Below are 12,835 nucleotides of genomic sequence, written 5' to 3'. Positions count from 1 at the left end.
CTGTTAGAGTTGGAGCGTTCCCTATTCCCAAAAACACGCTTGAGGATCGCTTTCCAACTCGGTGAGTAGGTCTTCGAGCGTTTGACTGTATGGAAGTGGCTTATAAGGTATCCACCTTAATAATTCGTTGCGGTACGTTGGGACGTAGAAATACCAAAGCTGATTGCCCTCATCAAACACGATCTTCGCGACGGGAGAGGTATATTCGCAGTGCTGTGAATCAAGAAGAAAATGCGCTCTATGAAGCTCGACACCATTCTCCACTGGCTCATATAGGCACTTACCCTGCTCGACAGGCAGGTTAGCATTACGCGCAGAGCAGAGCGATTGAACTGATTTGTATAAACGACTTGTCGCCATTTGGGACACTGACATCAACGTTCTCCCGATGGATGATAGTTAGAGCTGTCAATCCTAGTATATAACCTTTACACCACCATCGATGGTGATTATCTGCCTACCTCAAACAAAAGGTGGCTATATTCTCATTTACTCAGATTACCATCTCACTTTGCTTGGAAACGCTACCTACATCACCTCTTGGTTAGAAAGAATTCCTTTGTTTAGACCTGACAGTTCACAAAAGTGTAACCTGAACGCAATATCATAAACGCTGCTTTATACCGTATATGGAGTTTAATATGTTACGTTTTACTGTGGCGACGTTATTGGCCATAGCAGTCTCCCTCCCCGCCATTGCAAAAGAAATTAATATCTCTGGGTCAACCTCGGTTGCTCGCGTAATGGATGTACTTGCAGAGGAATACAACAAAACACACCCGGACGATTACATTGCAGTTCAAGGTATTGGTTCTAGTGCGGGTATTACAATGGTTAATAAAGGCGTAGCCGAGATTGGGATGAGCTCTCGCTATCTGACAGAAAGCGAAAAAGGTGAAGATCTCAACGTATATCCTATCGCTTATGATGGCCTAGCTGTTGTTGTAAACCGTACAAACTCTGTAAAAAACCTTTCTCAACAACAACTGTTTGATATCTACAAAGGTAAAATCAAGAATTGGAAAGAGGTTGGTGGTGCAGATCAACCTATCGCTGTTGTCACTAGAGAGGCGTCTTCAGGCTCACGCTACAGTTTTGAAAGTCTGCTAGGACTAACCAAAATCGTAAATGATCGCCTCGTCTCAGATATCAGCCCGAACAACTTGGTTGTAAATAGCAACAGCATGGTAAAAACCATCGTGAACCATAATACTCGTGCAATTGGGTTTATTTCTGTGGGATCAGTAGATCGCTCAATAAAAGCGATTCAATTAGATGGTATTGACCCAACTTCGGCAAACATTAGCAATCACAAATATAAATTGGCGCGGCCATTCCTAGTACTCTACAAAGTCAATAAGATTAGCGAACCAGGTAAAGGATTCGTCACCTTCCTTCGTTCAGAACAAGGACAAAAAGCGATTGCTGATTACGGTTACACTCCAGTAAAAAGCTTTAATCAATAAAACCAAAAAGAGAGCATATTAATGCTCTCTTTTTATATGTTTTCTATCTGGCTCTGGAATTAGAAATGCAGTTGAATAACAGAAACGACAACAGCACCAGGTCGACGAATACCTTCGATTTCCACTTTAATTTCACGCTCGATCTCCAAACCTTTTTTGATCGGCGTTACTTTTGTTAACGTGCTGACAGCACGAACGTTGTTTCCTGCTTTAACAGGGTAAGGGAAACGAACTTGGTTTAAGCCTAAGTTAACGACCATTTTGGCTGTTGGGAACATTGGCTTATCAGGGTCCACTGAGTCAGTCAATTTAGGCAACAATGCTAATGTTAAAAAGCCATGAGCGATGGTTGTCTTAAATGGAGATTCAACTGACGCACGTTCTGGATCTGTGTGAATCCACTGCATGTCTTCCGTTACCGCACCAAATTGATTGATACGTTCTTGAGATACATGCACCCAGTCACCAATGTGAATCACTTCACCAATTTTTTCACTTAACTCGTCATACAGCTTTTGAGCCTCAGGTGCCATTACGATTGGTGTAGGTTGAGGCGCAACCTCTTCGTTAACAGCTGGCTGTTGGTGATCACGAACTTTTGAGAAAAGAAAGCTATTCTGAGCTTTTCCCAAAAAGTCACTCCAATAATCGCGTAACGTTGGAGACATCCAATTCATAAACTCGGATTGATGAGCAGAAATCGCATCAACTTTGTCTTTAAATAGATTTGTGACCTTCATAAACACCCTTAAAAAATTTAAGCACAACTGGCTATACCAGTTAATTTTGAATTAGTTCACAAAGTCTTGCAAATACTTTCGGGCGAACACATGTACCCTAAAAGCAAGTTATTTCTTAAATATCATGAAGATAACAATAAAACACCATTTTATTGACTTGCGCCAAGATAAAGTAAAAACTCTATAAATTGCTACTATTTGTCTCTTTTTTACCCCATTTTCAAACTGTTTAACATCACATCAGCGACTATAAAACGAGCAAACAGTACTTCTATTATAATTCAGCACTTTACAAGCCGGACTATGCTCCCTATTATACGTTCCGCAACGGAGAGATGGCTGAGTGGTTGAAAGCACCGGTCTTGAAAACCGGCATACGTTAATAGCGTATCTAGGGTTCAAATCCCTATCTCTCCGCCACTTATTTAGAAAGCTCGCATTTATTGCGAGCTTTCGTCGTTTTAGCGCTTGTAAAATGACGGAGGTTCGACCCCCTAGTCGTATACGGCCCCAGAACTTCACCACATTCCAATAAAGAGCCCGCTAAAAATCAGCGGGCTCTTTATTTCTATTTTCTAGTGTTTAAGCAAACTTCTTAATCATTTCAGATAGGTCATTGGTGCAATTTTGCACTTTGGTGTTCATATGATTCGTTTCAGTCATCAGTTCATACGATTCACTGTACTTTAAGTTAAGCGACTGGATGTTTTCGTTAATCTCATCCGTTACGTAAACCTGTTCTTCTATCGCTACCGCAATTTGTTGATTTCGCTCGACTACATCCTGAACGAGAGATTGCAGCTGTTGGATGCTCTCTAAAGCCGTGCCTAATAATGTTACCGTTCCGGTCGACATTTCATTGCCTTTCTCTAGCGCAGAAACCGCTGATTTACTGCCCTTTTGAATCCCTTCAATGGCCGCTTTAATTTCTGTTGTCGATTCCTGTGTTCTTTTAGCAAGGGTTCTCACTTCATCCGCAACGACTGCAAACCCTCTCCCTTGTTCGCCTGCCCTCGCCGCTTCAATTGCTGCATTCAACGCTAATAAGTTGGTTTGTTCAGCAATATCATTGATCACTTCAACAACGGTTCCTATTTGCTCGGTTTGTTGGTTCAAACGCATGACCACTTTAGAGATTTCGCCGAGCTCATCCACCAGCTCTAGTACCGAGTGGTTAACATTATCGATAACGCTACGGCTATCTGTCATCGTGTTCTGCGCTTCTAGCGTAGCATCGGCCGTCGCTTGAGCATTATTTGATATCTCAGATGATGAGGCTTGCATCTCGTTGACCGCTGTAGCGACCGAGTCGATCTCTACTTTCTGTGCACTCAAGTTTTCCGTCACTTGCTGGCTATTAGTCGCAGCACTGTTGGCACTTGCACGCGTTTCTTCGCAAGAGTCTTTTACAGACACCCCGACTCGCCCTAATAGCGCATCTGCAAATTGCTTACGCATCTTCATACCCAGCTCAATTTCAGCCAGATCGTTAATTTTTCCGCAATAAATATACTCCATTAGCGGATTGTTGAAGTCTTGCCTAGCCTGTCTAGCAAGCTTCTCAACTGGCCTTGTTAATACATAAATTGAGAAAACGGAAAGTAATGCAGCAATGCCAAAGGCCACCGCTGGTGATTGGTTCATTTGTAGAGTTAGCAAGCCAAGAAGGTTGGAAATGAAAAGAAAGAAGGCTGCTCTCATCCACAAACGCGTACGGGGAAGATACATTTGCAATGGTTTACCGTTATTCCGAAGTTTTGAATACGCTTTTTCCGCTCGTTGAACGTGTATACGCTCAGGTTTAAATCGAACCGATTGGTACTCAACAACTTCACCATTGGATTTGATAGGAGAAGCAAACGCATCAACCCAATAATACCCTCCGTTTTTACGTCGGTTTTTCACCATTCCCATCCAGTGCTTTCCAGTTTGCAGGTGAGTCCATAAATCTTTAAAAGCCTGTTTCGGCATGTCGGGGTGGCGTACAACATTGTGAGGCTTACCGATAAGTTCACCATCATCAAACCCCGCGACTTCATTAAAGTTTTCACTGGCATATTTGATATAGCTGGACGTATCGGTGATAGAAACTAGGCTGTAACTCGAAGGGTAATCATATTCCGTTTCACTCATAAACATGTGTCCTTACATTGATTAATTAAATAAACGGCAAGTATGAGTGTAGCAGCATAACATTTATGCGCATAATGATAAGCTCATTGTAAAATTCAATGAAATTACTGATAGGTCAATTTATTACCTGCAAACATAGTGGCGGTTTCACTCTCAAATAGCACTACCCTTGAGTGCTCACAAGATGCTGCATTGATTAAAATTAATACACAAAAGCGCTTCCTTACTGAGTTCGTAAATTGTTATAAATTAACGATTACAATGAAAACAAGGAAGACAAACATATGACTATTCGTTTTAGTCAACTTGCCGCTCAAGGGAACACGGCTCACCTATTTATTGACGATTGGAAAATAGACACTCAGCAATCTTGGGGAATATTCAGCGCGGATGGGGATATTGGTTCTCTACTTGGAGACCTTATTTGTGGTGAACTTTCACCAATAAGCGGAAAACTTGAGCTTGATGGGCTGTCCGTTGCTCAAGTGTCGTTATCAGAGCAACAGCGATTACTGGAAAGAGAATTAGAAAAGGACGATACAGACTTTCTTGATCGTATCGATCAAGGCAGTACCGTTTACTCACTCATTCAGGAGCGCAGCCAAGACTCTAATTTAATAGATCAGCTGATTACCGACCTCGACCTAACTCACCTTAAACACAGTGGCTTTCGTGTTCTCTCTACAGGGGAAACAAGACGAGTGATGCTAGCTCGCGCTTTAGCAACACAGCCTGATTTGTTACTGCTAGATAACCCATTTACTGGTTTAGATATCGCCCATCGAGCAGCTCTCGCTCACTATTTACACTCGCTTTCTCAAACCGTACAGCTGCTGGTCACGTTTTCTCGCGAGTCTGATATACCTGAGTGGATTGATCGCGTTGCGCTTTTCAGTGCGGGAAAGCTGGACAGTACAATGGATAAATCCAGTTGGGATAATCATCCAATCATTGAACAACTTAAATCTCAGTCCGAGCAACAGAGTGAAGAAATGATGAGCTTGATACGTCAGCATAAGCACTCGACACACTTCGACAACCCAATATTTAAACTAACAAATGGGACTGTTGAATACACTGATAAGAAGATCTTTACTGACTTAAACTGGCGAATAGACAAAGGTCAGCATTGGCAGATCAAAGGCCCAAATGGCTGTGGGAAGAGCACCTTGCTTGGGTTAATCTTTGGTGATCATCCTCAGTGCTACAGCAATGACATTGATATCTTTGGTAAAAAGCGAGGGTCTGGCGAGACAATCTGGGAAATTAAGCAGCACATAGGTATGGTATCTTCAGCGTTACACCTTCAATACCGCGTTAACTGCAGTGCGCTAGACGTGATTTTGTCCGGTTTTTACGACTCCATAGGGTTGTATAACCAACCCACTCGTAAAGAAGTGGACATCGCAAACGAATGGCTCGACATCCTACATATGAGCCAATACCGAAAAACCTCATTCAAGCAATTAGAGTATGGTCAACAGCGCCTGTTGTTGATTGCAAGAGCCATCGTTAAACAACCAACATTACTGATTTTGGACGAGCCATATCAAGGGTTAGATTTTCTTGGTAGGCGTTTAGTTAAGAATACACTTGAGCTCATCGCCCGAGAGAATTTAAGCCAGCTATTGTATGTATCTCATTACCAAGAAGACCGCTTGGATAGCATCAAGAATGAGTTAGAGTTTGTTTTTGATGACAATGACCAATGTTATCGGGCTAACGTTTACCAATCATAATGACTTCGCTGAGCAAGTTGATCATAAGGTAAAGGCTTGGAGTAAAAATATCCTTGATGATATCGCACTCCCATCTTTTTCAAATGGTCGGCTTGCGCCGTTGTTTCTACACCTTCAGCGATGAGTTGTACTTTCAGCTCTTCCGCAAAGTGAACAATAGCTTTTAAAACAGAAGCACTAAGGCTAGGTATACCAATAGTTTCGACAAAACATTTATCGATTTTTAGGTAATCAATACGCATGTGCTGCAGAAACGCCAGCGAGGTTTGACCGGTACCAAAATCGTCGATTAACACATCAATGCCATGTACTCGCAGCGCTGCGATACACTTTCTGGCTTCAGCATCAATGAGTTGACGTTCTGTTATCTCTATGCCTAATGAGACGTTATTTCGACTTAACTTCCTATCAATGAGTTGAATCTTTCTAATCGCGTTTGGCCCAACTAAGTAACCGGGCGGCACATTAATACCAAGGTGAACAGACTGATTAAAGTCTAATTTACTAAAGTCTTCTGCCGCTTTATCGAGAACGTAATCCGTGAGCAAAAAGACCAATCCACTTTGCTCCGCCGCTGGCACAAACTCATCAGGAGAAATGAACCCTTTATTCTGATGTTCCCATCGCACTAGGGCTTCAAAACCAAATAGTTGACCAGTATCGACGTTAATCTGGGGCTGGTAATACAGAGTCAACTCGCCTTTCTTTATGGCTTTCTTTAAATCCAGGACCAAGCTTCGATGAGGATCGATAAATTTATTTAACGCATATAAGCAAAGATAGATAACAAAAATGATTGGAATTGAATACAAAAAATAGGAAAGTGTTCTCTGTTTGACGAACAGATCGCTAGCTTCACTCAAAGCTTCATACTCAAACATTTGCGACGATTTGATGCCAATAGGATTACTTCCCGTTCTCAACGCTTCTTCAGGTGCAACTTTGTCATGGATAAATAAGGCAGAGCGTTTTAAACGTAAATCGTTATTAAATCCTATCTTCGCATTAAAGTAGTCATGATCAATAATCGTCACCGCTTCATAACCTCGCTCTCCTTCGGTCACGACGAGCAAAAATTGGTCATATACACTATCCACGTTTCCCAGTGCTAACGCTTGTCCCTCAGGAAATGTAATGTGCTCGGCTAACGGCTTAGAAATTACGCCCAGTTTAGAAGAACACGTAATGATCCCATCTTTTACAATCAGCATTTCTTCGATATCTCGTTCAAACATCAAGTTTTGCTGAAGCTCTTCACATCGTCTAGGATGCAACAAAGCCGTGCGGTTTTCGGTCTCTATTTGGAATAAAATTTCGTCTGCGATTTGAACGTTTTTTTCTAATAGATGATTGAGGTTGTTTTGCACGCTTTCACGAGCTAAATACAAGACCTCGCCAACAATCAAAGGAATGGGCAACAAAAAAATGATGGCTTTTTTAAAAAGCGCCTTATTCAGCATATAAAAGTAACCTTTTATAAAACCGATTTACTGAGATGGTATCTGGATTCTGATACCCACTAGCAACTCTCGTTTATAATATTATTTATTTAGATTAACTCAGTATGCGAAACACTTAGTAATACCGCAAACTAAACAATGCCTTAATCCCTCCTGTTCCAATTTAGCATCAAACGACTCAAACCTGAGACGTCAATACGACATCATTTTTGAGCCTATCGGTACCGAGGTAAGCCCTCAGTCGTCAAATTCTCACTCTACGAGAATTACCCATTAAAATTATTTTTCTTTTCTCAGTGATTAAGAATTATATTTGTCGTAATTCATATAACACGTTACAACACTCTCATGACGACAAACAAAGCTAATGCGAATCAGGTAAACGAAAAAGCACTGCAGTTGTTAATGCAAGTTGCAGTTAGTCCATTCCCAGTCTCTGCGAAAACGCTAAGCGAGCAATTGAACGTTCCTTTGAGCAGTCTCTACCGACACTTGAAGCTGCTCAAAGAGTGGAACTTGATTGAAGAAAGCGTACACGACAAGACATTTGTCGTTGGCCCGGCAGCATTGCTGCTCATGCATAGCTATGAGACCGCACAGCATGGGTTAGATATGGTCGAAACCATACTGGCTCGGTTGGTACAACAAACAGGGGAAATGGCCGCTTATATGGTACCTGCAGGGTATCGCGCGCTTTGTGTCAGACAAAAAGAAAGTATGCAGGCGCTACGTTGCAGCTTCGTCCAGGGTCAAAGTCAACCTCTGCTACGTGGTGCCTCATCTAAAGTGATGCTCGCTTTTATGCCTCAAAGTCGATGCGAGAAAATCTTGAGATACTTTAATCAAGATCACCGACGAGACGAATGGGAACAAGAGCTCACAACCATCCGTAAACACGGATATGCCGTCAGTACTTCAGAAATTGACCCGGGTGTTTCTGGCATCAGTGCACCAGTGATGAAAGGAAGCAAACTGATCGGCGCGGTCTCGGTGATGGCTCCGGCCCACCGAGTCGAAAAGGATAAGCAGCGCATTATTTTGCATGTGTTGCAAGCGGCAAGGGCACTACCACCAGAAAGGTAATTCATCATGTTAAGCTTTTTCAAACGCTATAAACTCCACCACACCGTGAAACAGCCGCAGCATTACCCTTTTTCTTTTATGACAGTGTGTGAGTATTTGCCACCCATGTCTAAGGGCGCGTTTGAATTAGCTGATCAAAGTTTGGAAAATGCTAGTGATTGGCTATACCAACAGCATGATCATGAAACCGCTGAAAACTTTGGTCACTTCAACCACGACAAGCTGGAAAATGGCGAGTTTCAGGAGGCGTTAAGTCTTTCGCTTTCTCGTCATTCTATTCCCGTTTTAGTGACCAACTGTACCGAGGCAATCTTGTCCATGTTACCTGTGGTCGTGTCTTATCGAGACGAAGTGGGTGTGGTAAATATTGGACATGACATGAACTTGAAGCCGACACTTGAACCACGTTTAGGCTCCGCATTCCATTTTGCTCTTTCTCGCTATCAAAACGTGCGATTATTTTTTGCTGGTGTTAGCGAACAAGATACAAAGCAAGAAACGTGGGAATACGCGGAGGATCAAGGTTGTGACTGGGTAACCGATAAAGAGTTTTCTTTTCGTCATCGCAATAATGTAAAGCAGTTGATCGGCAATTACCTCGACCATTGCGACCAAATAATCCTCAGTATCGACCTTGGCTCCCTAAAAACCAAAAACAGCCTTGATGGTACCTCAGAAATTGATATCCAAATGGTTCTACGCACCATTAGGCAATGCCTGGTTGCAGGTAAAGTCAGAGCCATTCAACTCGTTGGCGATCGCGATCGTCTGGTCTATTCGAGACAAACGAAAGCCATACTAGAAGAGTTATATCAAATGGCCCCACTCATTGTTCACGCAGCCTAGGATTAAGTTCGGTTCAGAATCAGGACGCTCAAGCTACTGGTTCTGAATCAACATGGTTAATTATTATCTTTTATCAACAAATAGTTACATGAATAAAGCGACTCATGTCACACTTAGCTATTGAACTAATCTCATACTTACGTTCTAATAACGCCACTAAGCTTTGGTATGACATACGAAATAAAAATAGCCAAAGTTCAATAAGTAAGCGGATTAAAAACCCAAAACACCGCCGACATTTCAACTTCTGTGAGCATTTGCTCACGCTCGCTTGATGCCATCTTGTTCCACTTTTTTAGGACATTTGATGATGCGTCTTTGCAGTATTTTCGCTGCGGTTCTTGTTTTACCGCTAGCCTCACACGCCACCACTTATGACGTCAAAGATCTATCTGAGTTAGGTCAACTTTGCTCACACAAGAGCTTTAGTATCGGAAGTGATGGTACGACTTATCACTGTACAGGGAAACTAGTCCTACCCGCAGGTGACAAAATTGTCTCCTCATTACCGGAAAAAGAGATAACGCTAGAAGCAGCTCATGGCATTGTGTTAGAGGGGAACAATACGATTGGTGAACTCAATAAGCGTATCTCTCTACACGCACTCGCAACCGGATTAACGGTTAACAATGAGAAAGCTTCAAGCATTGACGATTACCAAAACAAGCACACGGTTATCTATGGTGATCTTCTATCGGCTTACCCAACAAAGCTGAATAACGTTCTCATCGATGGGGATATAGAGCTAACAGGAGAGGCCCTTCATATTGATGGTGAGTACAACACCATTATTGGTGACATTTTGACTCACAGTACGACCGATATATTCAACGCTAACGTTTGTGGCACCATTGAATCAAAAGGCCATCAATTGCATCTCAAGACGAAGAACCCTTTCCAACGACATTTCGTCGTCGGTGACATTGTGGCGCACAGTTCTCTGCTTATTGATGACATGGCGGTTTACGGCACTACTCAGACTAAAGGAGCATCTGCCGCATTGAACGGTTCGTTCTATGGCTCTACTACAGCAATTAAATACTTCCAAACATTGAACTTCAATAACGCTCCAAATCAGCCAAGTCAAGTTTGTGGTGAAATCCAACAAACGCCAGGAAGTGCACAAACGAAAGCACAAGACAACAAATACACGCAATACTGTGGATTGGGCGACACCGATTGTCACTACTCCTCTCAGGTCTGTCCGATCACCCCTCAAGATGTTCCGAATTGCAGCATGCAACCTCCATCAGAGAACGACTTCGACCTAAGCGTCACACCATCGGACGATATGGCACTGATGTGCGGCGCCGATCTTCCGCAATTTACAGCAACAACAACCAATAATGGAGAAGTTGTAAGCGCAGAAGTCAGTGCTGCCCTATCACACCCTGACTTGTTCACTTTAGAGGTGATCAAAGGTCAGCAGACATTAAAAGCAAACCAATTTATGTCTGACGACAATGGTGAGCTCGTTGTTCGAGTGGTCCCGAACGATATTGATACCATCGCGTTAGGTACTAACTACACGCTGACTTTCACTATGGCAGAAGACACCAGCAAGCATCAAACGGTTAGCTTTATGTTTACGCCATTTATGTTTGAGGCCTACTCAAAGACGAAAAGCGCCACTTTAAATGAAATACGCGTTATTGCAGGTAAACCAGAAAACGTGCATACGCGATTGCTGGCTTGTGCCTCCACCGGCGAACCTGTAGTGGCAAGCAACTACAATGGCACTCCTAAGGTTTTTCATCCATTGGTTCAACCATTAGGAGGAAGTGAAGGAAACTTTAGCTATTCAGCGGAATTTAAAGACGGCTTGTCTGAGCATGGTCTTATCACGAACGAGTCCGGCATATTTGAAGTGACATTATCCGATCATTTTGAATGTGAGGGATTTGAAGAGTGCCCAGAAGAAGGCAAAGTGGAAGTGAAAGGAACATTTAATGTGTACTCGCGACCATGGACACTGGCTATCTGTGACAACCAACGTGCTTTGCCTTCTGGCACCTCTGAACAAGGAGAAGGGTTTCTTGCTGCCGGAGAACTTTTCTCTCTAACAGTGAAGCCCATCATTTGGCAACCTGACGGCTCTGTAAGTGGCTCTGTTGAATCAACACGCTATTGTGATGCTTCTATCACTCGTAATTTTATGCTTGATGACTCTCCAGCGGCATCGGTTGTCTTGTCGAGTGAGCAACATACGCCATCAGAGACAGCGAACCAAACCTCGAAATTGCTACAAAGTAGTGACTCACTGGCTCAGGCGCATAATTCAGCCAAGAATGATCAATTCGTCTTTAATGGATTATATTGGGAAGAAGTCGGGAGCTTGAGAGTAAAAGCAAACTTAGCAAGTAAATATCTAGGTATGACTGTGAACGAAGGCTATCGTTACGTCGGTCGTTTTTACCCAAAATATTTTCAAGTGCAAGACCAAGAATGGCACTACCCACATGGCCAAACTTTTGCTTACATGAATCAACCTTTTGAGAAAGTCACTTACGATGTTGTCGCACTCAATGCGAATAAGGAAAACGTGAAGAACTACGTCCACTTTTCATCTAACCTTCAACAACATTTCGACTTAGGCGAGCTAAGCTCATACTCCGAACGGTTTTTGCCGCCTAAGCCTAAGAAGGTAGACTGGAAACTACTGGGTAGCGCGAGTGTTGGAACGTTTGTGATCGAGAAGCCCTCGACCAATGCGACTTGTAACAATAGCCCATGTTGGAAAAAGAACACAACCGATAAACAATACCCTGATGGTCCATTTAATAATGGGACTAACAGTGACAGCAGCAAAATAGGTATAGTCACGACTAAAGCCGTTGATGAGGTAAATTTCTTTGATAACAGCGAAGTGCTCACTCAACAACCGGACATTCGATTCGGTCGTTTGAACTTTCAAGATGTGGGTGGCAACCAAGGCATGGTGATCAAAGTGCCACTTGATGTGGAAATTTGGCAAAACGGTCGATTTACGACTAACTTCGATGACAGCTCAACAACGGCGAATGGTGAATATTACTTCAGCACGCCAATTTGGTCGCATGCGCCAGCAAACAACGCCCTGCTTTCTGGCGTTGGAACGATGAGTATTGGCAGAATGACCGATATCGTTGCAAGCCAAATTGACTCAGCGCGCGAGCAAATACAATTCCACCTAGATTTAGACAGCTCAGGCAATCGCATCCCTTGGCTGAAATACGACTGGGATAGCTCTACAAGTGAAGAGGAAAACCCACCCGTCATTGTTACGTTTGGTATTCACCGAGGAAACGATCGCATTATTTATCGTGGTGAACCCAATATGCTTGGCCTAAATTAACGCGAAACGGAAAACGAAAAGAGCCCCTCAATTG

The 12,835-nt window shown here is 42.9% G+C and carries 9 protein-coding genes and 1 tRNA gene; 6 read left to right on the top strand and 4 right to left on the bottom strand.

All coding sequences use genetic code 11. From position 1 onward, the window contains the following. Positions 1-21 precede the first annotated feature (21 nt). Positions 22-375 (bottom strand): DUF3024 domain-containing protein, encoded by a 354-nt coding sequence (locus tag J8Z23_RS24095; protein WP_164665734.1) that lies wholly within the window; start codon positions 373-375, stop codon positions 22-24. 266 nt (positions 376-641) lie between these two features. Here J8Z23_RS24095 and J8Z23_RS24090 point away from each other — a divergent pair, with 266 nt between their 5' ends. Beyond that, entirely contained in the window at positions 642-1,466 is an 825-nt protein-coding gene (locus J8Z23_RS24090) for a phosphate ABC transporter substrate-binding protein (protein ID WP_005391035.1), read from the top strand. A gap of 59 nt (positions 1,467-1,525) precedes the next feature. On the opposite strand, the gene J8Z23_RS24085 is transcribed toward J8Z23_RS24090, so the two are convergent. After that, positions 1,526-2,206, bottom strand: coding sequence for a MaoC family dehydratase (locus tag J8Z23_RS24085; protein ID WP_114322926.1), 681 nt, complete (start codon positions 2,204-2,206; stop codon positions 1,526-1,528). 329 nt (positions 2,207-2,535) lie between these two features. Here J8Z23_RS24085 and J8Z23_RS24080 point away from each other — a divergent pair. Beyond that, positions 2,536-2,626: transfer RNA gene (locus tag J8Z23_RS24080), tRNA-Ser, on the top strand. Between the two features lie 162 nt (positions 2,627-2,788). Here J8Z23_RS24080 and J8Z23_RS24075 read toward each other — a convergent pair. After that, on the bottom strand, positions 2,789-4,339 hold the full coding sequence (locus J8Z23_RS24075; RefSeq protein WP_301659226.1) for a methyl-accepting chemotaxis protein: 1,551 nt from the start codon (positions 4,337-4,339) through the stop codon (positions 2,789-2,791). Between the two features lie 284 nt (positions 4,340-4,623). Here J8Z23_RS24075 and modF point away from each other — a divergent pair, with 284 nt between their 5' ends. Continuing rightward, complete coding sequence (gene modF / locus J8Z23_RS24070; RefSeq protein WP_434635528.1) at positions 4,624-6,078, top strand: molybdate ABC transporter ATP-binding protein ModF; 1,455 nt, start codon at positions 4,624-4,626, stop codon at positions 6,076-6,078. Here modF and J8Z23_RS24065 read toward each other — a convergent pair. Further along, positions 6,066-7,538, bottom strand: coding sequence for an EAL domain-containing protein (locus J8Z23_RS24065; RefSeq protein WP_301659228.1), 1,473 nt, complete (start codon positions 7,536-7,538; stop codon positions 6,066-6,068). The two genes, modF and J8Z23_RS24065, sit on opposite strands and share 13 nt — an antisense overlap. A 348-nt stretch (positions 7,539-7,886) precedes the next feature. Here J8Z23_RS24065 and J8Z23_RS24060 point away from each other — a divergent pair, with 348 nt between their 5' ends. From J8Z23_RS24060 to J8Z23_RS24050, 3 genes are all read left to right on the top strand, one after another. Next, entirely contained in the window at positions 7,887-8,621 is a 735-nt protein-coding gene (locus tag J8Z23_RS24060) for an IclR family transcriptional regulator (RefSeq protein WP_005391048.1), read from the top strand. 6 nt (positions 8,622-8,627) lie between these two features. Beyond that, entirely contained in the window at positions 8,628-9,467 is an 840-nt protein-coding gene (locus J8Z23_RS24055) for an arginase family protein (RefSeq protein WP_005391051.1), read from the top strand. A 307-nt stretch (positions 9,468-9,774) separates the two neighbouring features. Continuing rightward, complete coding sequence (locus J8Z23_RS24050; protein ID WP_434635526.1) at positions 9,775-12,801, top strand: DUF6701 domain-containing protein; 3,027 nt, start codon at positions 9,775-9,777, stop codon at positions 12,799-12,801. Positions 12,802-12,835 lie beyond the last annotated feature (34 nt).

The organism is Vibrio sp. SCSIO 43086 (genome assembly GCF_051132235.1).
GTDB lineage: Bacteria > Pseudomonadota > Gammaproteobacteria > Enterobacterales > Vibrionaceae > Vibrio > Vibrio diabolicus.
The sequence above is the reverse complement of the archived record's forward strand: the minus strand, read 5'-3'. Positions and strand labels throughout refer to the sequence as shown.

Excerpts from the sequence above, each read along its gene's own strand:
- J8Z23_RS24085 (WP_114322926.1), bottom strand. The coding sequence starts at position 2,206 with ATGAAGGTCACAAATCTATTTAAAGACAAAGTTGATGCGATTTCTGCT.
- J8Z23_RS24060 (WP_005391048.1), top strand. The coding sequence starts at position 7,887 with ATGACGACAAACAAAGCTAATGCGAATCAGGTAAACGAAAAAGCACTG.
- J8Z23_RS24065 (WP_301659228.1), bottom strand. The coding sequence starts at position 7,538 with ATGCTGAATAAGGCGCTTTTTAAAAAAGCCATCATTTTTTTGTTGCCC.
- J8Z23_RS24095 (WP_164665734.1), bottom strand. The coding sequence starts at position 375 with ATGTCAGTGTCCCAAATGGCGACAAGTCGTTTATACAAATCAGTTCAA.
- J8Z23_RS24090 (WP_005391035.1), top strand. The coding sequence starts at position 642 with ATGTTACGTTTTACTGTGGCGACGTTATTGGCCATAGCAGTCTCCCTC.
- J8Z23_RS24050 (WP_434635526.1), top strand. The coding sequence starts at position 9,775 with ATGATGCGTCTTTGCAGTATTTTCGCTGCGGTTCTTGTTTTACCGCTA.
- modF (WP_434635528.1), top strand. The coding sequence starts at position 4,624 with ATGACTATTCGTTTTAGTCAACTTGCCGCTCAAGGGAACACGGCTCAC.
- J8Z23_RS24075 (WP_301659226.1), bottom strand. The coding sequence starts at position 4,339 with ATGAGTGAAACGGAATATGATTACCCTTCGAGTTACAGCCTAGTTTCT.
- J8Z23_RS24055 (WP_005391051.1), top strand. The coding sequence starts at position 8,628 with ATGTTAAGCTTTTTCAAACGCTATAAACTCCACCACACCGTGAAACAG.